General features: G+C 67.7%; 20 protein-coding genes and 1 pseudogene. 16 read left to right on the top strand and 5 right to left on the bottom strand.

The annotated features are described in order from the left end of the window. Positions 1-240 precede the first annotated feature (240 nt). Positions 241-1833, top strand: a complete 1593-nt coding sequence (ggt, locus tag ACKUB9_RS19900; protein ID WP_407526005.1) for a gamma-glutamyltransferase — start codon at positions 241-243, stop codon at positions 1831-1833. Here ggt and ACKUB9_RS19895 read toward each other — a convergent pair. Beyond that, positions 1827-2573, bottom strand: coding sequence for a GntR family transcriptional regulator (locus ACKUB9_RS19895; protein WP_407525928.1), 747 nt, complete (start codon positions 2571-2573; stop codon positions 1827-1829). The genes ggt and ACKUB9_RS19895 overlap by 7 nt on opposite strands. A 217-nt stretch (positions 2574-2790) precedes the next feature. Between ACKUB9_RS19895 and ACKUB9_RS19890 the strand changes: the two genes are divergently transcribed. From ACKUB9_RS19890 to ACKUB9_RS19875, 4 genes and pseudogenes are all read left to right on the top strand, one after another. After that, complete coding sequence (locus ACKUB9_RS19890) at positions 2791-4179, top strand: aspartate aminotransferase family protein (RefSeq protein ID WP_407525925.1); 1389 nt, start codon at positions 2791-2793, stop codon at positions 4177-4179. A gap of 106 nt (positions 4180-4285) precedes the next feature. Then, a complete protein-coding gene (locus ACKUB9_RS19885; RefSeq protein ID WP_407525923.1) occupies positions 4286-5101 on the top strand; it encodes an ABC transporter ATP-binding protein in 816 nt (271 codons plus the stop codon). After that, positions 5101-5931 carry an ABC transporter permease gene (locus ACKUB9_RS19880; protein ID WP_407525920.1) on the top strand — a complete coding sequence of 277 codons (831 nt, stop codon included), beginning with the start codon at positions 5101-5103 and terminating at the stop codon, positions 5929-5931. Before ACKUB9_RS19885 ends, ACKUB9_RS19880 begins: the two co-directional genes overlap by 1 nt. Positions 5932-5982: 51 nt before the next feature. Next, positions 5983-7035, top strand: a pseudogene (locus ACKUB9_RS19875) (ABC transporter substrate-binding protein). 486 nt (positions 7036-7521) lie between these two features. On the opposite strand, the gene ACKUB9_RS19870 reads toward ACKUB9_RS19875, so the two are convergent. Next, a complete protein-coding gene (locus tag ACKUB9_RS19870; RefSeq protein WP_407525917.1) occupies positions 7522-9171 on the bottom strand; it encodes a GMC oxidoreductase in 1650 nt (549 codons plus the stop codon). Between the two features lie 810 nt (positions 9172-9981). Here ACKUB9_RS19870 and ACKUB9_RS19865 point away from each other — a divergent pair. Then, entirely contained in the window at positions 9982-10536 is a 555-nt protein-coding gene (locus ACKUB9_RS19865; protein ID WP_407525914.1) for a carboxymuconolactone decarboxylase family protein, read from the top strand. Positions 10537-10664: 128 nt separating this feature from the next. Here the strand turns inward: ACKUB9_RS19865 and ACKUB9_RS19860 are convergent, their stop codons facing one another. Further along, the gene (locus ACKUB9_RS19860; protein WP_407525911.1) at positions 10665-11705 is read right to left on the bottom strand and encodes a LysR family transcriptional regulator; all 1041 of its coding nucleotides are present in this window, start codon (positions 11703-11705) and stop codon (positions 10665-10667) included. A 132-nt stretch (positions 11706-11837) separates the two neighbouring features. On the opposite strand from ACKUB9_RS19860, the gene ACKUB9_RS19855 reads away from it, so the two are divergent. From ACKUB9_RS19855 to ACKUB9_RS19830, 6 genes are read left to right on the top strand one after another with little or no spacing between them, the layout of a single operon-like run. Further along, positions 11838-12473, top strand: a complete 636-nt coding sequence (locus ACKUB9_RS19855) for an isochorismatase family protein (RefSeq protein WP_407525909.1) — start codon at positions 11838-11840, stop codon at positions 12471-12473. Positions 12474-12515: 42 nt separating this feature from the next. Then, on the top strand, positions 12516-13508 hold the full coding sequence (locus ACKUB9_RS19850) for an ABC transporter substrate-binding protein (RefSeq protein ID WP_407525906.1): 993 nt from the start codon (positions 12516-12518) through the stop codon (positions 13506-13508). Between the two features lie 8 nt (positions 13509-13516). Continuing rightward, the gene (locus ACKUB9_RS19845) at positions 13517-14296 is read left to right on the top strand and encodes an ABC transporter permease (protein WP_407525903.1); all 780 of its coding nucleotides are present in this window, start codon (positions 13517-13519) and stop codon (positions 14294-14296) included. Further along, positions 14296-15168, top strand: coding sequence for an ABC transporter ATP-binding protein (locus tag ACKUB9_RS19840; protein WP_407525901.1), 873 nt, complete (start codon positions 14296-14298; stop codon positions 15166-15168). Before ACKUB9_RS19845 ends, ACKUB9_RS19840 begins: the two co-directional genes overlap by 1 nt. Before the next feature lie 8 nt (positions 15169-15176). Continuing rightward, positions 15177-15965: an ABC transporter permease gene (locus ACKUB9_RS19835; RefSeq protein ID WP_407525898.1), complete on the top strand. Its 789-nt coding sequence runs from the start codon at positions 15177-15179 to the stop codon at positions 15963-15965. A gap of 22 nt (positions 15966-15987) precedes the next feature. After that, positions 15988-16632 (top strand): polysaccharide deacetylase family protein, encoded by a 645-nt coding sequence (locus ACKUB9_RS19830; RefSeq protein WP_407525896.1) that lies wholly within the window; start codon positions 15988-15990, stop codon positions 16630-16632. 108 nt (positions 16633-16740) lie between these two features. Here the strand turns inward: ACKUB9_RS19830 and ACKUB9_RS19825 are convergent, their stop codons facing one another. Next, positions 16741-17643 carry a LysR family transcriptional regulator gene (locus ACKUB9_RS19825; protein ID WP_407525893.1) on the bottom strand — a complete coding sequence of 301 codons (903 nt, stop codon included), beginning with the start codon at positions 17641-17643 and terminating at the stop codon, positions 16741-16743. A gap of 176 nt (positions 17644-17819) precedes the next feature. Here ACKUB9_RS19825 and mmsB point away from each other — a divergent pair, with 176 nt between their 5' ends. The 3 genes from mmsB to ACKUB9_RS19810 are packed head-to-tail and all read left to right on the top strand — an operon-like array spanning position 17820 to position 20576. Continuing rightward, positions 17820-18707, top strand: a complete 888-nt coding sequence (gene mmsB / locus ACKUB9_RS19820; protein WP_407525890.1) for a 3-hydroxyisobutyrate dehydrogenase — start codon at positions 17820-17822, stop codon at positions 18705-18707. Positions 18708-18764: 57 nt separating this feature from the next. Further along, positions 18765-20000 carry an ABC transporter substrate-binding protein gene (locus ACKUB9_RS19815; RefSeq protein ID WP_407525887.1) on the top strand — a complete coding sequence of 412 codons (1236 nt, stop codon included), beginning with the start codon at positions 18765-18767 and terminating at the stop codon, positions 19998-20000. 12 nt (positions 20001-20012) lie between these two features. Further along, a complete protein-coding gene (locus tag ACKUB9_RS19810) occupies positions 20013-20576 on the top strand; it encodes an amino acid synthesis family protein (RefSeq protein WP_407525884.1) in 564 nt (187 codons plus the stop codon). A gap of 118 nt (positions 20577-20694) precedes the next feature. Here ACKUB9_RS19810 and ACKUB9_RS19805 read toward each other — a convergent pair whose 3' ends face one another. After that, positions 20695-21474 (bottom strand): alpha/beta fold hydrolase, encoded by a 780-nt coding sequence (locus ACKUB9_RS19805; protein WP_407526002.1) that lies wholly within the window; start codon positions 21472-21474, stop codon positions 20695-20697. A 350-nt stretch (positions 21475-21824) separates the two neighbouring features. Between ACKUB9_RS19805 and gabD the strand changes: the two genes are divergently transcribed. Beyond that, positions 21825-23306: an NADP-dependent succinate-semialdehyde dehydrogenase gene (gabD, locus tag ACKUB9_RS19800; protein ID WP_407525882.1), complete on the top strand. Its 1482-nt coding sequence runs from the start codon at positions 21825-21827 to the stop codon at positions 23304-23306. Positions 23307-23357: the final 51 nt, after the last annotated feature.

The raw sequence follows: 23357 nt of genomic DNA, 5'->3' as shown, positions 1-23357 counted from the left end.
CGCGCCGGTCCGCAGGCATCGGGGTACGTCTATCAACCCTGAGGCTTCCGGTCGTGCATCGGCCCGCCGGTGAGGACCGGCTCGGCCGTTGCGCTTCGAGTGGCCTGACGCGGCCACCGCTGAGGTGCACCTTCGGAGCCGAGCGCCTCGCGCGGATGGACTCCCCCGAGCCGGACAGCCGGCTTGCGCGGTATCCGCTATTGGATACAGTTATGTATTCCACAGGAGGTGAGTCCGATGATGCGGGATTTCGAGAGGCCCGGCCGCTCCGTCGTCACGGCGCGGAACGGCATGGTGGCCACCTCCCACCCCGCATCGTCTCTGGCCGCGGTGGATGTCTTGCGCGCGGGGGGCAACGCACTCGACGCCGCCGTCGCGGCCTGTGCGGTGCAATGCGTCGTCGAGCCCGGGTCGACCGGCATCGGCGGTGACTGCTTCGCCCTGATCTCGCCGGATGGGACCGACCGCATCATCGCCTACGACGGCTCGGGGCGCGCGCCGGCGGCGGCCTCGGCCGAGAGCCTGCGCGGGCAAGGTCTCGGCGACATCCCGCGGCAATCACCGCACGCCGTCACGGTGCCCGGCGCCGTGGAAGCCTGGGCGCGGCTGCTCGCGGATCACGGGACCCGGGGCCTCGGGGAGGTCCTGCAGCCGGCGATCGCGCTCGCCGAGGAAGGCTACGCGATCGCCCCGCGCGCGGCGGCCGATTGGGCGAAGCAGGAGGCCTTGCTGCGCGCCGATCCCGATGCGGCGCGGGTTTTCCTGCCCGGTGGTCGCTTGCCGCAGGCCGGCGAGGTGCATCGCCAGCCGGAACTCGGGGCGACCCTCCGGGCCATCGCAGAGGCCGGGCCGGAGGCGTTCTACGCTGGGCCGATCGCGGAGGACATCGTCGGCAAGCTCCGGTCGCTCGGTGGCTCGCACACGCTCGCCGACTTCGCCGCCGCGCAGGGCTGCTACCGGACGCCGATCAGGACGTCGTTCCGTGGCCATGACGTCTACGAGTGCCCACCGGGCGGTCAGGGCGTCGTCGCCCTGATGATCCTGAACATCCTCTCGGGCTTCGAGGGGTGCGGCGATCCTCTCTCGGCCGAACGGCTCCATCTCGAGATCGAGGCGACCCGGCTCGCCTATTCCGTCCGGGACGCCGTCCTGGCTGATCCCGAGCAGTCGGACGTGCCCGTCGATTGGCTGCTGTCGGAAGAGCTGGCGGGCGCGCTGCGCAGGCGGATCGATCCTGCGCGCGCGATCGACGGCATCCCCGCCTATGTCCCGCCCGATCACCGTGACACGGTCTACGTCTGCGTGGTCGACCGGAACCGGATGGCGGTGAGTTTCATCAACTCGCTTTTTCATCCCTTCGGCTCGGGCATCCTCGCCCCCCGGTCGGGCGTGATGCTGCACAACCGCGGCCAGAGCTTCGTGCTGACGCCGGGCCACCCGAACGCGCTGGCGCCCGGAAAACGGCCGCTGCACACCATCATCCCCGGCATGCTCGCGCGCGACGGTCGGGTCGAGATGGCCTTCGGCGTCATGGGCGGCCACTACCAGGCCATGGGGCACGCCCACTTCCTCGCGAAGGTGCTGGATTACGGTCTCGACATCCAGACGGCGATCGACCTGCCCCGGTTGTTCCCGCGGCCCGGAACGGATCAGGTCGAGGTCGAGGACACCATGCCCGCGGCGACGCGGGAGGAACTCGCGCGGCGCGGCTTCAAGCTGATTCCGCCGAACTGGGCGATCGGTGGCGCCCAGGCGGTCGCGATCGACTGGAGGAACGGCGTGCTGGCCGGAGCGTCCGACCACCGCAAGGACGGGATGGCGCTCGGCTACTGAGGTCCGCCGCCCGAACTCTCCTGGGCCTCCGACAGCCCGTCGGAGCCCCGCCTGCCCCGCTGGTGGCGCAGGACTTGCTGCACCTTCTTCATGTTGCGAAGCGAACTGCGCACGTGCTCGCGCGCTGCGGCCGCGGCGCGCGGACCGTCACGGGCCACGATCGCGTCCGTGATGGCGCGATGCTCGGAGATCGCGGTATCGCCGAGGTCGACCCAGAGAACCTCCAGCCAGAGGGCGAGCCGAAGCTGCTGGTAGATCTGCTCGCTCACCCGGATCAGCGCCGCGTTGCGCGTCGCGGCGGCGATCACGCCATGGATCTCGAGGCCGAGGTCGAGCTCGCGCGCCTCGTCCGCGGTCGTCCTGTCCGTTGCGGCATGGAGTGCCGTCAGCTCGTCCATGATCCCGCGGATCCGGATCATGTCGTCGTCCGTCGCCGCCGCGCAGGCGAGTTCGGCCGCGCAGGCGTCCAGGGCCTCGCGGACGACGAGAAGGTCGCACACGGCAGCGATGTCGAGGTCGGCCACCCGATAGCCGAGGTTTCGCTGGCCGATGACGAGCCCCTCCTTCTCCAGCTTCATGAGGGCTTCGCGCAGGGGCGTGCGGCTGACCCCGAGGCGTTGAGCGAGACCGTTCTCGGAGAGGCGCTCGGACGGGCGCACCTCGCCGCTCAGGATCATGCCCTTCAGATCGGCATAGGTTTTCTGCCTGACCGACTGACGTCGATCGTCGTTCGTACCCATCGGTCCGCGCACCTCACTCGCCAGCGGTCTAACGCTGCGTAGCGCATGACGGCAAGGCGCTGCCTTGCGTGTTTCCAGAGATTGGATACAACATTGGATCCAAGTTGTCGTTCCTCTCGCTCGGGCTCGCAGACAGGCGCTCCCAGGCAGTGACGGACGCGAGGCTCCGCCGCGCGGCGCGCGCCGCCCCGGAGGCGATCACGTGACGGAGGCCAGGATGCCCCTGCGGCCCAATTCGACCGAAGCGCGCGATGTCGCGCACGTGCTGCATCCCTACACGAACGCCGTCGCCCACGAGGCGGAAGGCCCTCTCGTCGTCGCGGGAGGAGACGGCATCTACATCCTCGACGGCGACGGGAACCGCTACATCGAGGGACTGGGCGGGCTCTTTTGCGCCTCGCTCGGCTTCAGTGAGAAGCGCCTGGTCGAGGCGGCGTATCGGCAGATGCAGGCACTGCCGTTCTACCACAGCTTCGGCGGCAAGACCCACGAGACGGCCGTCGAACTCGCCGAGCGCCTGAAGTCCCTCGCGCCGGTGCCGATGACGAAGGTTTTCTTCGCCAATTCGGGCTCCGAGGCCAACGACACGGCGATGAAGGTCGTCTGGTACTACCACAACGCGATCGGCAAGCCGGAGAAGAAGAAGATCATCTCGCGCGTCCGCGCGTATCACGGCGTGACCATCGCCACGGCGAGCCTCACGGGCCTGCCCAACAACCACCGCGACTTCGACCTGCCGATCGACCGGGTGATCCACACGGACTGTCCCGGCTTCTACCGCTACGGCCGCCCCGGCGAGACCGAGCAGGATTTCACCGACCGCTGCGTCGCCTCGCTCGAGGCGCTGATCGAGCGCGAAGGGGCCGAGACGATCGGCGCCTTCTTCGCCGAGCCGCTGATGGCCTCAGGGGGCTGCATCGTGCCGCCACGCGGCTATTACGAGAAGGTCCAGGCGGTGCTGCGCCGGCACGACATCCTGTTCGTGGCCGACGAGGTGATCTGCGGCTTCGGTCGCCTCGGCACCCTGTTCGGCTGCGAGAGCTTCGGCATCGAGCCGGACATGATCACGATGGCCAAGCAACTCTCCGCCGCCTACCAGCCGATCTCCGCGCTGATGCTCAACGAGCGAGTCTACGGACCGCTGCGCGACCGGAGCGGCACGATCGGCACCTTCGGCCACGGCTTCACCTACGGCGGGCACCCGGTCGCGACGGCGGTCGCGTTGGAGACGCTCAAGATCTACGAGGAGCGCGACATCGTCGGCCACGTCCGCGCGGTCGCTCCCGGGTTCCAAGGGGCCCTGAGGCGGCTCGGCGAGCACCCGCTGGTCGGCGAGGCGCGGGGCATGGGCCTCATCGGCACCCTCGAACTCGTGGCCGACAAGGCGTCTCGTGAGCCCTTCGACCCGGCCTGGGGCGTGGCGGCCTATGCGGGACGGCGGGCGCAGGCCCACGGCGTGATCACCAGGGCGCTGGGCGACACCGTCAACCTCTGCCCTCCGCTCATCATCACGGCCGACGAGATCGCCGACCTGATGGGGCGCATCGGCGCCGCTCTCGACGACACCTGGCAGTGGGTTCAGGCTGGCCGGCGCGACGCCACCTGATCCGATTTTTTCCGAGGATCCGCGATGAGCACCAACGCACCGATCATGGCACGGCGGCAGGCGGCGATTGTGCGCGACATCGACACCTGTCTGGGGCCTTGAGCCGATGGGCGCCATCCCAGCCCGAGAGGTTCGTGCGACCGCCGCGGCTCCGGCAGCGGCCATCACGGTCGACAACCTGACGAAGCGCTATCCGGTCGGCGCGACCAGCCTGACCGCGCTCGACGGCGTGTCGTTCGACGTGCGGGACCGCGAGCTCGTCGCCATCGTCGGCCCCTCGGGCTGCGGGAAGTCGACGCTTCTGAAGATCCTGACCGGGCTCACCGCGCCGAGCGCCGGCGAGACGCGGGTCGGCGGCCGCGTGACCACCGGGCCCCGGCGCGACATCGGGGCGGTGTTCCAGGCGCCGCTGCTGTTTCCGTGGCGGACGGTGATCGAGAACGTGATGCTGCCCGCCGACGTCCAGCGGCTCGACCGGGCGGCCAGCCTGCGCCGCGCGCGGGACCTCATCGATCTCGTCGGCCTCGGCGAATTCGTGGACCGCTACCCGAACGAGCTCTCCGGCGGCATGCAGCAGCGGGTCGCCATCGCCCGGGCGCTCGTGCACGACCCCGCCATTCTGCTGATGGACGAACCGTTCGGGGCGCTCGACGCCATGACCCGCGAGCGCATGAACCTCGAGCTCAAGCGGCTCTGGCGCGAGAGCCACAAGAGCATCCTGTTCATCACGCACTCGATCCCGGAAGCGGTGTTCCTGGCCAGTCGGGTCGTCGTGATGACGCCGCGGCCCGGCCGCGTCGCCGACGTGGTGGAGATCGACCTGCCGTCGGACCGAGGGCTGGAAGCGATGAACGCGCCGGAATTCGGGGCCTATGTCGGCCGGATCCGGGCCCATTTCGGCGCGGTGGGGGGCCTGGACTGATGACCGGAAACGAACCCCTGCGGCCGACGCTGCGCCGTCGCGCCACGAGCCTCGCGCTCTTCCTCGCCCTCATGGCCGCGTGGGAGGCGGCGATCCGCCTCCTCAAGGTCCCGGCCTTCGTCCTGCCGGCGCCCTCCGCCATCCTCTCCGCCCTCGGCAACGGTCTGTCGAGCGGGCTCTACCTCAAGCATCTCGGCGTCACCTTCGCCGAGGTCGTGGCCGGTTTCGCGCTGGGATCGGGCCTCGGCTTCCTGCTCGGCGTCGCCATCGCGACCAACCGCTACGTCGCCTACTTCCTCTATCCCTACATCGTCGTCGTTCAATCCCTGCCGAAGGTGGCGATCGCCCCGCTGATCGTGCTCTGGTTCGGGCTCGGCATCATGTCCAAGATCGTCTCGGCCGCGCTGATCTGCTTCTTCGCCGTGATGGTGAACACCGTCGCGGGCCTGCGCGCCGTCGACGAGGACCGGGTCGACCTCATGCGCTCGCTCGACGCCTCGAACGGGCAGATCTTCCGGATGCTCCGCCTGCCCGCGGCGCTGCCCTTCATCATGGCCGGGCTCGAGATCGCGCTGACCTTCGCGCTGATCGGTGCCATCGTGGCGGAGTTCCTCGGCGCCGAGAGCGGCCTCGGCATGCTGATGCAGAGCATGAACTTTTCGATGGACGTGGCGGGCTCGTTCTCCGTGCTCGTCGTCCTGGCCGTGCTCGGCCTGTCGCTCAATCAGCTCATCGGCTTCGTCCGGCGGCGCCTCATCTACTGGGAGCGCTCGCCCCCGCGCGCGGCCGAGGCGCCGGAGAAGACGCCGGCACGGGCCGGTTCGCCCTGACGGGCTGCGGCCGGCGCAAGGACACCTGGGACCGTTGTGAGGGAGCTTGGCATGTCTCGATCCACATTGCTCGGAATGCTCGCCGGCTGCGCGCTGGCGCTGGGGGCGACGGTTCCGGCATCGGCCCAAGCGAAGCTGCGCGTCGGCTGGTGCTCGAAGACACTCAACGCCTCGATGGCGCCCTTCGCCGTCGCCCAGAAGATGGGCTGGTTCAAGGAGAACAAGGTCGACTACGAGCTGTTCACGTTCGCCGGCTCGACGGATTGCATGCGCAATCTCGCCACCGGCGAACTGGCGGTGACGCTGGCCTCGCCCGAGCCGCTCGGCATCCTGACCCTGCAGGGCGTGAAGGCGAAGGTGTTCTTCGAAGCCTATCGCCGCAACATCTTCGGGCTCGCGGTCGAGGCCGACAGCCCGGTCAAGAGCTACGCCGACCTCAAGGGCTAGGCGATCGGGGTGCCCTCCATGGGCTCGGTCGCGGTGGTCGTGGCGCGGTCGGTCGCTGCCTCGGCGGGGCTCAACCCGCAAACCGACATCCGAATCGTCGTCTCGGGCGAGCCGGCCCAGACCGCGACCCTGATGCGCCGGGGCGACGTCAAGGTGCTCAGCCAGTTCGATACCTACTACACGCTGATCGAGCGCGCGGGCGTGAAGCTGCGGCGGCTGAAAGATCCCGAGATCCAGCGGTTCCCGAGCAATTCCTGGATCGCGCTCGATGAAACGATCGCCAAGCGGCGCGCCGAACTGGTCGGGTTCGCGCGGGCCTACGCGATGGGCACGGCCTATGCGATCGCCAATCCGCGCGAGGCGGTCAAGGCCGTCTACGAATTGTATCCCGAGACGAAGCCACAGGGTGTCGAGCTCGAGCAGGCGGTGACGAACGACCTCGCGGTGCTCCAAGACCGGATCGAGACGTGGCGCCTCGACAATCCGGCGACGGATCAGTGGGGCGCGATCGATGTCGCCGCCTTCCAGGCCTACTTCGACTGGCTGCAGAAATGGGATCTGCTCAAGGGCAAGGTCGATGCCGCGCAGGTCACGACCAACGAGTTGATCGCGGACATCAACGCCTTCGACCGCAAGGCGGTGTCGGGTCGCAACTGACGGGGCTCGCGCGGCGGGAACACGGGGCGGGGCGTGGCGTGGGGCCGGACAGGCGGGACGCAAACCCCCGACCCGGACGCTCCGTCAGCATGCGCCCGATCGACGATCGGAGACGGCGCGATCACGGGCCCTTCCGCGCGTTGATCGCAGGCCCGGAGCGCCGCGTGGCTCGACCGTGCGGGGTGGAGCGGAGGCGTACCCGCAGGAGAGCCCCGGCATGACCCGGCGGCCCTGCCGTGACTGCGCCCGAGACGGGGCCTCGGCCGACCGGCGGGAGTTGAAAGCCGGGCGGCATCGGCAATCCATCGCTCGCCCGCAGGGTGAGTCCGGCGTGATCCGACCCCTCACTCCTGGGGCTTCAGGTCGATCTGCGCCGCTCAGATCGCGTTGCAGAACCAGCCAGTTCAATAAATTTCCAGCTTATGTTGTAATTGGCAAGCAATATAATCATATTCAGGCGATCAAAATACCAACCTCATCATTATATTAGCTAGCAGTTAGAGCCAAAGAGTCGGCACGGTGTGTCTTGAGAATATGATTACAGGCGCGCACGGTCAGCGCCATGATTGTCAACGTCGTATTCTGTGCGCCGCTCGACACGAAGCAGGCCCCGTCGGTGACGAAGACGTTATCCGCATCCCAGCATCGATTGTATGGGTCGAGCACCGAGTTCTTCGGATCCGTCCCCATCGGCGCGCCGCCGACCTCGTGGATCGCGGAGCCAGGAATGCTGGCGCCGGATGGCATCACCAAGCGCTTACGCATGATCTTGAAGGCAAGGTTGTGCAGTGGCTTGCCGATCGGCGTCGCCTTCGGCTCGAGACCCGCGACCGCAGCCATGCGTTTCAACGTCGCGAGGGCGTCCGCGACCATCCGCTCCTCGTTCTCGGAGTAGCTGACATCGACGTGCGCTGCCGGAATACCCCAGGCGTCCCGCTTGTACGGGTCGAGCGTCACCTTGTTCTGTGGCCGCGGCAGCATCTCGCCCTGCGCCGTCAGATACCAGAACGGATAGCCCCGACCGATGCCGCCCATGATTCCGAAGCCCCGGAGATAGGGCCCGGCAACCGGCTCCTTCGTCCGGAAGGCAGGCACGTAGAAGCCGCCGATCTTGCCGAAATCGAAGGCGTCCGTCTGGGCCGCCGGCATCTGGGCCTCGACGTCTTCGTGCGGCCCGGTCAGCGCGATGTGGACCGCATCCATGAAATTCTGGCCGAGGCGCCCGGACGAGTTGCCGACACCACCTGGATGGCGTTGGCTGCGCGAATTCATCAAGATGCGTAACGTCTCTATGCTGCCTGCGCAAAGGACGACGAACTTTGCCCGTGCCGAGTGCTTCTGTCGCGTGATCCGGTCGAGATAGCGCACGCCTTTGGCGCGCCCTGTCGCCTCGTCGATATCGAGCGACTCGACGACTGCATCTGTTCTGAGCGTCAGCAGCCCTGTCTCCTGCGCCGCCAGAATGGGGAGTGGAATGCGCGACGCGTTGTTCGCGACGAAGCGAGTCGGGATGATGTGCGCGCCGGGGAAGGCCTGTCCGACGAGGGCGCGGAACTTCGTCTCGGGTCCGTTGAGAGTCGTTGCCTTGACGTACTTCCCGTCCGGCAGTCCGGGAATTCCCTCGAGCGTGCCATTGACGCCGAGAAACGTCTCGACCTTATCGTAATGCGGCGCGACATCGCTGTAGGAGACCGGCCAATCGGCGCCGTGCCCGTCCCTGCTCGCGGCCTTGAAGTCGTCATCCGACATGCGGAAGACGAGGCGCCCCCACAGGTACAGCCTGCCGCCGACCTGACGTCCACGATACCAGTTGAACGGTCTGCCCGGCGGCGTCGTGTAGGGGTTCTCGCGATCGCTGACGAAGAACCGCTCGGTCAGCCGGCTGAACGCGATGCAGCGGGCCTGTACGAACTGACCGCCGAGAAAGGCGGCCTTGGACCGCGCGATCAGCGGATTCCCGACTGCGAGGTGATGACCTGCTTTCGCTGGTTTCGGGAAATCCTTGACCGGATCGATGTTGCGGCCAGCCTCAAGAAGCAGCACCCGCATCCCGCCTTCGGTGAGCTCCTTCGCAGCCCAGCTTCCTGCCGCACCGGAGCCCACGACGATGGCATCGAACTCACGACTGTCGATCATGAAGTTACATCACTCCGCGGGCTAGTCGCATCTGGGCCTGTTCGATTGCTCTATGCTATGATGGAGTTAGTGAAAAGAGTAGATCGGATGGTGATAGCTGTCGATCCTGGTGACTTGGTTGCATGTCGAACTCGATCTGGCCCTGCGCGTGCTTGAGGAACGCGAGCGTTGCTACGGCGGTAGTCCCAATGAGCGACATTGCTCGAATCCTATTTTGAGCGATAGAAATTTACACAACGCAATTTGTTTGTACCGGCACGACTGCTACCGCGAATCGTAAGAAAAACATTTGCGCGTCATGCATGTTTGCACCTGTCCTCAAGATGGCGCGCGAAAGCAATATACCATCGAGAGTGGGATTCGGAGTGCGATTCGGATGAGGACTGGCGCGCGAAGGGATTCATCCGAAAGGGACTGGTGGATTCCGGTGGGAGGCTGATCACAAGGAATGCATCCGCGCTGCGATCGCATCGGCCAACGATTCCGCGACTGTGACCCTGCCCCCGGATGGTCGGTCAGGTCGGTGGCGAGGCGGGCGGCCCGCGCGAACCTGAGCTCGCACGCCGGGCGACGCCGTCGCGACGATGGCGCAGCTCCATGGGCCCCGTCATCCGGTAACGGCATCGATGCCGCCCATGCGAAGAATTCACGAGGTCGATCGTGGTGGGCCGGTCGGAACATCTTTCGACCAAGCGGCCACCGGTTCGTCGCAGAAGATGCGTCGATATCAAAGACCAAGAGCAGGATCCGATTGCAGCGCGATCGGATCTTGCTCTAGCGTCGGCGGCGCAGCGTCGGAAGGGCCGCGGAATGCCGAATGAGATCAGCCGCATCGCCTATGCCAGCCGGGAGAGCGTGGGACCCGACCACCAGGACCTGTTCGACCGGCTAGAAGCGCTGCGGGGCAACCCCGTCGAGAACATCTTCCTCGCGCTCGCCAACGCGCCGGATCTCTGCGACGGGGTGCTCGCCATGGCGATGTCGCTGCGCCGGAGCAAGCTGCTCGACCGGCAATTGCGGGAACTCGCGGTCATCACGGTGGGATTGGAGACCAAGGCAGATTACGAGGTGGCGCATCACTGGAACTCTGCCGTCAAGGCGGGGGTGAGCCGTGAGAAGCTGAACGCCATCGCCGATTTCGAGGGCGCAACGGTCTTCTCCGACGCCGAGCGGATCGTCATGCGGTTCGCGAAGGCCGTCACGCGATCCGGCCGCGCGGACGACGCCCTCTGGGGCGAGCTCTGCGGCGTGCTCGACGACAAGCAGCGCCTCGAACTCGTGCTGACCGTCGCATGGTACAACTGCGTCGTTCGCATCCTGCTGCCGCTGCGGATCGGCCTCGAGGAGTGGCATGAGCGCCTCTGAGGTGCCCGACGCGTTCCACCACCTCGTCCGTCCGGCCGCGGTGCCGGGATCGCCGCCGCTGGTTCCGCTGGACGGCACGGGCACGGACGAGACGGGTCCTGCGCGAGCTGGATCCGATCAGGCTGCGATCAGGTCCTGCTCTCGATCCTTGCTTTGGCCGCCTTGTCCGGACCGGCCCTGTTTCCGCTTCGGCGGGAGGTGCTCTGGACGGCCATCCGTTCGAGCTGGGGCGCCAAGCTGGCGGTCGCCTCCTCCCCGAGCGCGCTCGCGACCAGACCGCTCACGAAGCCGAGGAAGGCCTTCGTCTGGGGCCGCAGGATCTGCCGATGGGGGATGACCGCGTAGATGGTCTTGGCGCGCGGCACGTAGTCCGGCAGCACGCGGACGAGCCGGCCGCTCTCCAGATCGTCGCGGACGTGGAACGAGTAGAGATTCGCGATCCCGCCGCCGTTGATGCAGGCGTGGCGCAGCAACTCGCCGCTGCTCGACAGCAGCGTGCTCGACACCCGCATGCTCTCCTGGCGGTCGTCCCGGTGGAAATGCCAGGTCTCGGCGAGGTCGGAGAAGCGGCTCGACATGCAGTGATGCCGGACAAGATCGGCCGGTTCGCGCGGCATGCCGTGACGCCCGATATAGTCGGGTGAGGCGCAGAGCACGCGCGGGCAGGTGGCCAGCATGAGGTGGGTCAGCTTGGTCGACGGCTCGTCCTGCACGACCACCGCCACGTCGATTCGGCCGGCGATGAGATCGGGCGTGTCGCTGGTCACGATCACGTCGATCGACATCGCCGGATGCAGCCTGAGGAAAGCCGGCAGATGCGGGCCGAGGATGGCCGACGCGAAGGACGGAGGAACGGTGATCCGCAGGTTGCCGCCGAGCGCCTTCTCGGCGGCCATCGCCGCGGTGGCGCTGTCGAGCTGCGTGAGGATGCTGACGCACTGCTCATAGAAGCGCGCCCCGGCCTCGGTCACGGTCATGCGCCGCGTCGTCCGGTGAAACAGCGCGACGCCGACCGCTCGCTCCAGGAGCTGAATGCCCTTCGTCACGGAGGACGGCGCGACGCGCAGCTGGCGCGCCGCCGCCGAAAAGTTCTGGGTCTCCACCACGGCCGCGAAGCAGCGCAGCGACAGGATGCTGGCGTCGTTGATGGTCCCCTCGCCCGGCGCCATCCCGGCCTCGCATTATCGTCGGATGGGAAAAATTATTTTCTGATCATTGCCCATAATCACAGGGCCGAAAGTGCGCAATGCTGGTCCGAGGCAGACGGCATTTAAGAACCGCTGCCATGGGCGAGGAACGGGATGGCGAGCGAGATCGCGAAGGTCAGGGAGCGCGGGTTCGGCCGCCGCGTCGGCCCCGGCCGCAGGCCGGCGCTGCTCGTGGTGGATCTCACCCGCGCGTTCACGGCGCCCGAGACCAGCCTCGGCGCCGACATGGCGCCCGCGATCGACGAGACCAACCGCCTGCTCGACGCCGCCCACGCGGCCGGCATCCCCGTCCACCTGTCGACGATCGCCTACGACGATCCAAGCACGCAATCCGGCGTCTGGCGGGACAAGATCACGGGTCTGGACGCGCTGATCCTCGGCAGCGAGGGGGTCGACCAGGATCCGCGGCTGCGGCGTGCGCCGAGCGACCGCATCCTCGTCAAGCGCTTCGCGAGCTGCTTCTTCGGCACGACGCTCGCGGACGACCTGCGGGCGGGCGGCGTCGACACCCTGATCATCGCCGGCTGCACGACGAGCGGCTGCGTCCGGGCGAGTGCGGTGGATGCCTGCTCGCACGGCTTCCGGACCATCGTGGCGCGTGAAGCCACCGCCGATCGGCTGCAGGACGCGCACGCGCAGAGCCTGATCGACATCGACCTCAAGTACGGGGACGTGATGCCGGTCGACGACATCGTGGCCTACCTCGGCGAGATGCACGCCGTCGCGTAGGTCCGCCGACGGCACGATCAGCACGAGAATCGGGAGGAGTGGATGGAGAGGATCGTTCCGACGGAGACGGGAGGGCCGTCGCGCCGCGCGGCGCTCGGCCTCGTGGCCGGAGCCGCCTCGCTGGCGCTCGGCGCGCCCTCCCTGCGCGCGGCGCCCCAGAAGGTCCGGATCGGGCTCGCCACGAAGACGTGGTGGCCGTCGGTCCTGGCGGATGTCGCGGTGAAGCGGGGCCTGTTCGCCAAGGCTGGCCTCGATCCCGAGCTGACCGTGTATCGCAGCGGCGGCGAGGCCTTCGAGGCCCAGGCGGCCGGGGCGGCCGACATCATCACCGGCCTCGTCTCGCAGATCGCCACCGGCCGCAGCCGCGGCGTCAACACCAAGATCCTGGCCCTCTCCGCCAGCGCCAACACGGGCTGGCGTCTCCTGGTCAAGACCGGATCGCCGATCAAGGACGTGAAGGATATCGCCGGCAAGAAGGTCGGCATCACCACCGCCGGCTCGCTCTCCGACTTCATGGCGTTGTGGACGCGCGCCCAGTACAAGCTCGACTTCGTCAGCGTGCCGCTGGGCGGCGGCGGCTTGGTGCCCAACTTGCTCTCGGGCAACGTCGATGCCGGGGTGGTGTACTCGCCCCTGAGCTTCCAGACCCTGCAGGCCAAGCAGACCGTGTCGCTGCTCGATTACGCCACGGCCATCCCGTCCCACCTCGCCGTGAGCTGGTCGGCGCCCGACGCGCTGATCGACAAGCAGCCCGAGATGCTGCGCGCGGCCCTGAAGGCGCTCTACGGCGCAGTCTCCTACCTTCAGCAGAACCGGGACGACGCGATCAAGATCATCGCGGAGGTCAACGGCATCTCGGAACCGGTCGCCGCTCAGGAATTTGACGAGACCTTCCTGAAGCTCTCGCCCGACGGCCGGTTCACGGCCGAGCAGGTCCAGACCGCCGAGGATCTCGCACGGCTCGGCGGGTTCAAGAACCTGGCGCCGCCGGACCAGATCTACACGTCGGCCTTCACCCCCGTCATCGTGGCGTGACGCCCGCGATGGCGGCCGGCTTCCGTCGTTCGGCCGCGCGCCGGCTGGGCGGGCTCCTCCCCTGGATCGGGCTCGTCGGCGCCGTCGCGGCGGCCTGGCAGGCGAGCCTGTGGTCCGGCGTGATGACGCCGGACCTGCTGCCGCCGATCGGCGAGGTGCTGGCGACCGCGGTCTCGCTGCTCGGGCGCCCCGCCTTCCTGGCGAGCGTCGGCGTCACCGTGGCCGAAGTGCTGGTCGCCTTCGTCATCGCGGTGCCGCTCGGCGTCGCGCTCGGCTTCGCCATCTCGGAGAGCCGCTACTGGAGTGCGATCCTGAAGCCGATCGTCTTCCTCATCTTCTCGATCCCGAAGACGATCTTCCTGCCCATGTTCATCCTCGCCTTCGGCATCAACTTCGGGCAGAAGGTCGGATTCGGCGTCTTCTCGACCATCTTCATCGTGCTGATCAGCAGCTTCTCGGCCCTGGACTCGGTGAAGAGCGATCACGTCCGCGTCGCCCGGGCCTACGGCGCGTCGCCGTGGCAGATCGCGTGGCGCGTCTACATGCCGGCGATGGCGCCGATCCTGCTCGAAGCGGTCCGCCTCGCGATGATCTTCAACCTGACCGGCATCTTGCTGGCGGAGATGTACGCGTCGCGCGCGGGCCTCGGGCAGCTCATCGCCAGCTGGGGCGAGAACTACATGCTGAAGGAGTTGCTGGCGGGCATCCTGCTGATCGCCGCCGCCGCCATCCTGTTCAACGAGGCCGTGCGCTGGTTCGAGGCCCGTTGCGAGCACTGGAGGAGCTGATGTCGACCATGGCCAGGGGCACCACGGCCGGCGGTCCTGCCTCGGCCTCCTCCCTCCCGCGCAGCGAGGCGAAGGCGCCGCTGCGGATCATCGCCTCTGCGCCGGGGGCGGTGAGCGTCACGGGCGTGTCCCACACCTACGACGTCTCCGGCCGCGTCACGAAGGCTCTGGAAGACATCGATCTCGCGATCGCGCCGGGGCGCTTCGTGGTGATCGTCGGGCCGAGCGGCTGCGGAAAGTCGTCGCTCCTGATGATGATGACGGGCCTGACCAAGCCGACGGCCGGCACCATCGTCTGCGGCGGCCGGCCGATGACCGAGCCGGATCCGGACGTGGTCGGCGTCGTCTTCCAAGAGGCGAGCCTCTATCCCTGGCTCACCGCGCTGGACAACGTGGAGTTTCCGCTCTCCCTGCGCAGGGTGCCGAAGGCGGAGCGGGCCGCGCGGGCGCGCGAAAAACTCGCCCTCGTCGGCCTGACGGGCTTCGAGGATCGCTACCCGCACGAATTGTCGGGCGGCATGAAGCAGCGCGTCTCGATCGCGCGCGGGCTCGTGCAGAATCCGTCCATCCTGATGCTGGACGAGCCGTTCGCCGCGCTCGACGAGCAGACCCGGATCACCATGGGCGACGAGCTCCTGCGCATCTGGGCGGAGACGGGCAAGACCGTGGTGTTCGTGACCCATTCCCTGACGGAGGCCGCCTATCTGGCCGACGAGATCGTGGTGATGTCGGCGCGCCCCGGCCGGATCATCGACCGGATCGAGGTCACGCTGCCGCGTCCGCGGACCTACGAGATGATGTCCACGCCGCACTTCGCCGAGCTGCGGGAGAGGATCTGGAGGCAGATCCGCCATCAGGTCGGCGAAGGATGAGCCTCGCGATGGCCTCGTCGGCCGCGCGGCCGGCCCTCTCGCCCAGGGCGGTGCGGTCCCTGCTCGGCATCGGGGTCCTGGTCCTGTGGGAGGCCCTGCCGCGTCTCGGGCTGGTGCCGCAGCTCTTCCTGCCCCCCCTGTCGCAGACGCTCGCCGCCCTGGTCGGTTCGGCGCCGGAATACGGCACGCACCTGCTGCACACGCTGCGGGCGATCGGCATCGCGATGCTGGTGGCGTGCGGATTGGGCATCGGGCTCGGCCTGCTGATCGGCTCGATCGCGCCGTTGCGGCGGACGCTCCAGCCGCTGGCCTCCGGGCTCTACGCCGTGCCGATCGTCATCCTCTACCCGCTCTTCACCGCGTGGTTCGGCATCGGCCCTCAATCGAAGATCGTCTTCGCCAGCGTCTACGGCCTGCTCCCCTGCCTGCTCGGCACGATGGCCGGCATCCAGACGATCGACCGGCAGTACCTGATCGTCGCGCGCAGCATGCGCGCCTCGCGCTGGCAGATGATCGGGCGGGTGCTGCTGCCGGCCGCGATGCCGACGGTGCTGTCCTCGTTCCGGGTGGGCGGCGCACTGGTCATCGTCGGAGTGGTGGTCGCCGAGATGCTGACGTCCTCGGAAGGCATCGGCTACCTCATCTCGCGCTACCGCACCCTGCTCGACAGCCCGCACGTCTTCGCCGGCATCCTGCTGGTCGTGCTGCTCGTCTTCTTGTTCGGCGCCCTCGTCCAGCAGGTCGAGCGCCGCACCGCGCATTGGCGCTTCTCCACACGCTCCGGCGAGGCGGGATGACGATGCTCAGGAATACCGGTCGATGACACAGATCACGCTCTCCTTCGACAACGGTCCCGATCCCGACGTCACGCCGCAGGTGCTCGACGTCCTGCGCCGCCACGACATCCGGACCACGTTCTTCGTGCTCGGGGACAAGCTGCGCGAGCGCCGCTACCTGTGCGAGCGGGCGCACGGCGAGGGGCACGCGATCGGCAACCACACCTACAATCATCTCGTGCCGCTCGGGATGAGCGTCGCGGCGGGCATGGCCACGTTCGAGATCCTGCGCACGCAGGAGTTGATCGGCGATCTCGCGCATGAGCGGCGGTTCTTCCGCCCCTTCGGCGGGGGCGGCCTGCTCGATCATCGCCTGCTCAACCCCGAGGCGCGCGACGTTCTGGTGCAGGGCGGCTTCACCTGCGTCCTCTGGAACGCGATCCCCGAGGATTGGGCCCGCCCCGAGGAATGGGTCGAGCGCGCGCTCCAGCAATGCTTCGCGCAGGCGGAGACGCTGATCGTCCTGCACGACATCGCGACGGGCGCGATGAACCAGCTCGACCGCTTCCTGAACCTGGCCAAGGACCGCGGTGCCCGCTTCACGCAGGATTTTCCCGCCTCCTGCGTGCCGATCGAGCGCGGAAGCATTCTCCGGCCTCTCGACCCCTATCTCAACCTGACGGCGTAAATCCGGGATGCGCCGGCGAGAAAGCCGATGCTGGCCCGATCCGGACCACACCGCCCGCTGCCCCGGTTCGCAGGCCCTCTCCGCAGAGCGGGTGCCTCGAACCGAGCGTCAGGGCGCTTGCAGCAGGGCGAGGTTCTGCCGGACGGTGTCGTAGATGAATCGATGAACCAGTCGGACCCGGCTGAGGGTGTTCTGGTCCTCGTGCACGAGGAGCCACCATGTCCGCGTCAGGACGACCTCCCGGCCCAGGACGTTGACGAGGCCGGGCTGTTGCTTCGCCAGGAAGTAGGGCAGGACGCAGAGCCCGAAGCCGCTCACCGTCGCGTAGAGCTGCGCCAGGATGCTCGAGCTCTGGAAGCGTGCCGTGATGTGCGGCGACACCTCGTCGAGATAATCCAGTTCGGCGATCGTGATGAGCTCGTCGATGTAGTTGATGAACTGGTGCCCTCGGAGGTCGTCGAGCGTGCGGATCGGCCTGCTCGCCGCCAGGTAGCGCGGTGACGCATAGAGGCCGAGACCGTAATCGGCGAGCTTCTTGGCCATGAGGCGGCCGTGCTGTGGAACGGCGAGCGCAACGGCAAGGTCGGCCTCGCGCTTGGTGAGGTTGAACACGCGCGGGAGGGCGACGAGCTGGATGTTCAGGGCCGGGTGCTGTGCGGCCAGAGGGGCGATGCGCGGCGCCAGGAAGATCGATCCGAAAGCGTCCGGCGCACCGATCCGCACCGTCCCCTGAATGAGGCGGTCCCGACCGGCGATGTCGTCCTGGGCCTGCCGGACCAATCCCTCCATGCCTTCGGCGGCGGCCATCAGGCGCTCTCCCGCCGTCGTGAGCGTCAGGCCGTCCGGGCCGCGGTGGACGACCTGCGATCCGATGCTGCGCTCGAGCTCCGCGATGTGACGACTCACGGTCGAGTGCTTCACCCCCAAGGCCCGGGCCGCCTGGGACAGCGTACCGGCGCGTGCGAACGCGAGGAGCGATCGCAGATGATCCCAGCTCGCCTCGACCGACATGCACTGCCCGAAAATGCACACACGCTGCGCAAAACTAGTCGCTTGCTGCTCATTTTTGCAACTGCGATACAACGGGAAAGTACAAGATCCAGGGAGGGATATCTGATGACCGCAACCAGCAGGCCGGGCGTCCGTCTCGGTGTTGATCTCGCGAACAGCCGGACGCGGTGAGCGGCATGGCCTGCATCGCCGTCGTCGGTCTCGGCAACATGGGCGGCCCGATGGCCGCCAACCTCCGGAAGGCCGGCCATACGGTCCAGGGGTTCGACGTGTCGGCCCGATGCCGGGAGCAAGCTGCGGCCGGCGGCATCACCGTCGCTTCCTCCGTAGAGGATGCCGTCAGGGGTGCCGACGCCGTGCTGACGATGCTTCCCAACGGAGAGATCGTCGCAAGCGTGTGGCGGGAGGCCGTCGCGGCGGCCCGGCCCGCCACCCTGATGATCGACTCCTCGACCATCGATGTCGCGAGTGCCCGCGCGGTGCACGACGTGGCGCGCGGAGCCGGCCACCTGTCCCTCGACGCCCCGGTCTCCGGCGGGACCGAGGGCGCGACCGCCGGAACCCTCACCTTCATGGTCGGCGGGGATCCCGACAGCTTCGCGGCCGGCCAGCCGCTACTCGCGGCCATGGGGCGCCGCATCGTGCATTGCGGCGCAGCCGGCACCGGCCAAGCGGCGAAGATCTGCAACAACATGATCCTCGGCGTCACCATGATCGCGGTCAGCGAAGCGTTCAATCTCGCATCCCAGGTCGGGCTCTCGCACCAGTCTCTGTTCGATGTCGCCTCGACGTCCTCCGGCCAGTGCTACGCGCTCACCACGCATTGTCCGGTTCCGGGCCCCGTCCCCACCGCCGCGGCGAACCGCGACTACCGGCCCGGCTTCGCCGCCGAACTGATGCTGAAGGATCTCGGCCTCTCGCAGGCCGTCGCTTCGGCGAGCGGAACGGCCACGCCGCTCGGTGCCGCCGCGCACGCGATCTTCGACGCGTTCGTGGAGCAGGGCGGTCGGGGTCGCGATTACTCGGCGGTGGTCGATTATCTCGGAAGACTACCGGCGACGTGACGGTCGCAAGCGGATCTTGAACCATCAATAAGAATGCCAAGTCTACGGGAGTGAAACATGCGCATCAAGACAGTGCTGTGTGCCGCTGCCATCATGACGCTCTCGCTCGGGCGAGCGGAGGCGCAATCCGACAAGACGATCCGCGTCGGCGTGCTGAACGACCAGTCGGGCACCTATGCCGACATGGGTGGGCCGGGCTCGGTGGTCGCGGCGCGCCTGGCCGTGGAGGATTCCGGCCTGCGCGAGAAGGGCTGGACCATCGACGTCCTCTCGGCCGACCACCAGAACAAGGCGGATGTGGCCGCGGCGATCGCGCGTCAGTGGTACGACATCGACCGCGTCGACATGATCACCGACATGACGAATTCTGCCGCCGCGCTCGCGGTGAGCCAGATCACGAAGGACAAGAACAGGGTCATGCTCGCCTCCGGGCCGGCGACCTCGGACCTCACCGGCAAGGCTTGCTCACCCAACACCATCCACTGGACCAACGACACCTGGGCCTTGGCGCACAGTACAGGCAAGGCCGTCGTCCAGACCGGTGGCAGGACGTGGTTCTTTCTGACCGCCGACTATGCCTTCGGGCAGGCACTCGAGCGCGACACCGCCGCCGTGGTCAAGGAGAGCGGCGGAACGGTGGTGGGCGCGGTCCGGGTCCCGCTCGGCAGCGCGGATTTCTCCTCGTTCCTGCTGCAGGCCCAAGCCTCGAAGGCGCAGATCGTCGGGCTCGCCAATTCCGGCGGCGATACCACCAATTCCATCAAACAAGCGGCCGAGTTCGGCATCGTGCAGGGCGGCCAGAATCTCGCCGGCCTCCTGATCTACGTCACCGATATTCATGCCATCGGACTCCAGACCGCGCAGGGTCTGATCCTGACGTCACCGTTCTACTGGGACCTGAACGACGGCACGCGGGCCTTCGCCAAGCGGTTCTCGGCGCAGATGCGCGGAGTCCAGCCCACCATGGTGCAGGCCGGCGTCTACGCCGCGACCCTGACCTATCTCAAGGCGGCCGCAACACAGGCCGATCCTCATGACGGCCGCGCGGTCGTGCAGGCCCTGAAGGCCTCGCCGACGGACGACCCGCTTTTTGGCAAGGGCCGCATCCGCGAAGACGGACGCAAGATTCACAACATGTATCTCTTCGAGGTGAAGAAGCCGTCCGAATCGCGTGGTGCCTGGGACTACTACAAACTTCGCGCGACTGTGCCGGCCGAAGAGGCATTCCGGCCAGTGGAAGACGGAGGGTGTCCGCTCGTGGCGAATGCCCGCCCCGTTTCGGCTCAGAAATAACTGCTCAGGGTGATGGAGAAGCCGTCGATGTCCCTCTTGTCGGTGCGCAAGATCGTCTCTCAGCTGGAAGAGACATTGAGTGAATGCGGTCGTCCGGTCGAGCCGCCGACCCGGAAGATCGCGGTGAGCGCGGTGATCAAGAATCCCTACGCGGGGCGCTACGAAGAGGATCTCTCGCCGCTCTACGATCTGGGTGCGGAGGTCAGCAAGATCCTGGCCGAGCGTGGCGTCACGCTCCTCGGTGTCGAGCCCGACCAGGTCCAGAGCTACGGAAAGGGCGCGATCATCGGCACCGCGGGAGAGATCGAGCATTCCGCAGCCCTGCTCCACCCGCGCTTCGGCGCTCCGGTCCGTGCTGCCGTGGGAAGCGGCAAGGACATCATCCCCGGCACCAAGAAGGTCGGCGGACCCGGTTCCGTCATCGTCATGCCGATGACGAACAAGGACAACATCTGGGACTTCGATCACATGGACTCGATCGAGATCACGATCCCGGATGCACCTCGCCCGGACGAGATCGTGATCACGGTGTGCCTCGGCATCGGGGGAAGGCCCCTCCACCGGGTCGGAAAGTGAGGTCCCGGGCGCTGTCATGACCACCGTGGCTCTCCCGATGGTCGATGCGGATCGCCGGAATGCCGGTGATCGACGGGGAGCCGAGCCGGCGACCATCAACCGGGTCGACGCATGGCTCTCAGGGATTTCCGTGCCTGTGGCCGGCAGCCTCCAGGATGAGGTCCGCGATCTCCCGGGCGTGCGAGATCAGCGACAGGTGACTGGCCTTGAGTTCGATGGTTCTGGCGTTCATCCGTTTGGCCATGAACCGTTCCAGATCGGGGTTGATCGTCCGGTCCTCGGTCGAGACGGCGTAGAAGCTCGGCTTGGACCGCCAGGCCGCCTGGGTCGTCTTGCCTGCCAGCAGGGCCTTGCGGAACGGCTGCTGGACCGCGAACAGCACTCTGGCCCTCGCCGGAGGCAGGTCGCCCGCGAAGTCCTTCAGGAACGCCTCCTCGCTGAGGCGTCCCTCATCGCCGTCGAACACGATTCCGGCCGAGGCAGGCGGCGTCGGATAGGTCCTGGCGAGCGCCGTGTAGTCCTCGTTCGCATCGGGTGCCCGGGCGGCGACGTAGACCAGCGCCGAGACCTTCGGGTCGATTCCGGCCTCCGTCACGATCATCCCCGAGAACGAATGCCCGACGAGCACGGTCGGCCCCTCCTGCCGGGCCAGCACGCGCTGCGCGGCGGCGACCGCCTCCTCGAAGGTGGTGAGCGGGTTCTGCACCGAGGTCACGTTGAGGCCCGCGGCCTGCAACAGCGGGATCACCTCCGACCAGCACGACCCGTCGGCGAAGAGGCCGTGCACGAGCACGACGTTGCGCGCCTGCGGCACTCCCTGACCGAGCACCGCGCCGGAGAACAGCGACGCCGCCGCGGTCGCGATCAGGGCACGGTTCACGCTTCGACGTGTCATCATGACGGGGACCTCTCCGTTCAGGGTGGCGGATGCCGGCAAGCTCGCCTGTGGTTCGAACGCCGGCGCGGACACGATACACCCGAGAGCCGGGCGCACGCGTCCGGGCGCATCTGTCGGGCGGGCGCGGCGCCGTACGGTCACGTCCCCTCCCCTCGTCCCCCCATGTCCCGCGCAGAGCTTTCCCTGCGATCCGCTGGCCGGATACGGCCACGGTACCAAGTGTGAGGTGGTCACCCTGACCCTGCCGTGCGCTCGGCCGGTGTCACACCGGGCGGCCCGGCCGCACTCTCCCCCCATCCTGGCCGGGCTGCCTCCACGGGTGATCGCGGCCCGATAACCGGAGACGTCCCATGACCGTGATGACCGTCGAGGATCGCTCGCTTTCCCTGCGCCGGGCCGATCTCCTCCGCCAGCAGGCCTACATCGACGGCGCCTTCGTGGATGCCGACGGGCGTGAAACCATCGCGGTCGACAACCCGGCAACAGGCCGAACCCTCGGCACGGTGCCGAAGATGGGCGCGGCCGAAACCGAGCGCGCGATCAAGGCCGCCGACGCGGCTCTGCCCGGATGGCGGGCACGGACCGCCAAGGAGCGTGCCGCGGTCCTGCGCCGCTGGTTCACCCTGATCATGGAGAACCAGGACGATCTCGCCGCGATCATGACCGCCGAGCAGGGCAAGCCGCTGGCCGAGAGCCGCGGCGAGATCGCCTATGCGGCGTCCTTCATCGAATGGTTCGGCGAGGAGGCCAAGCGCGTCTACGGCGACGTCATTCCCGGCCACGGCCCGGACAAGCGGATCGTGGTGCTCAAGCAGCCGATCGGCGTCTGCGCGGCGATCACGCCCTGGAACTTCCCGGCCGCCATGATCACCCGCAAGGCCGGCCCGGCGCTCGCCGCGGGCTGCACCATGGTGCTCAAGCCAGCCAGCCAGACGCCGTTCTCCGCGCTCGCGCTCTGCGTGCTGGCCGAGGAGGCCGGCATCCCCAAGGGCGTGCTCTCCTGCGTCACCGGGTCGGCCCAGGCGATCGGCGGGGCGATGACCGGCAGCCCCATCGTGCGCAAGCTCTCCTTCACCGGCTCGACCGAGATCGGCCGCGAGCTGCTCGCCCAATGCGCCAGGACCATCAAGAAGACCTCGATGGAGCTTGGCGGCAACGCTCCGTTCATCGTCTTCGATGACGCGGACCTCGACCTCGCGGTGAAGGGGGCGATCGCATCGAAGTACCGCAACGCCGGCCAGACCTGCGTCTGCGCGAACCGAATCCTCGTGCAGGACGGCATCTACGACGCCTTCGCGGAACGCCTCGCGACGGCCGTGCGGAGCATGTCGGTGGGGGATGGTTTCGCGGACGGCACGGTGATCGGCCCGTTGATCGACGCCAAGGCCGTGGCCAAGGTCGAGGAGCACGTCTCGGACGCCGTCGAGAACGGCGCACGCATCGTCACGGGCGGGCGGCGCCACGCGCTCGGCGGCCACTTCTACGAGCCGACGGTGCTCGCCGACACCACCCCGTCCATGAAGATCTTCCGGGAGGAGACGTTCGGGCCGGTGGCGCCGCTCTTCCGCTTCAAGACGGAGCAGGAAGCGGTGGCTCTGGCCAACGATACGGAGTTTGGGCTCGCCTCCTACTTCTACGGCCGCGATATCGGCCGGGTCTGGCGTGTGGCCGAGGCGCTCGAGTATGGCATCGTCGGGATCAACGAGGGGATCATCTCGACCGAAGTCGCACCCTTCGGGGGCATCAAGGAGAGCGGCCTGGGCCGCGAGGGGTCGCATTACGGCATCGATGACTACCTGGAGATCAAGTATCTCTGCATGGGTGGGATTTAGACTGCGACTGAAGCGTGAGATCGACGTCGAGGGGGCCGATCCGGATCCTCC

It is taken from the genome of Methylobacterium oryzisoli (genome assembly GCF_046557895.1).
Taxonomy (GTDB): Bacteria; Pseudomonadota; Alphaproteobacteria; order Rhizobiales; family Beijerinckiaceae; genus Methylobacterium; species Methylobacterium oryzisoli.
Note: the sequence above shows the minus strand (reverse complement) of the source record. Positions and strands in the feature narration are given on the sequence as shown.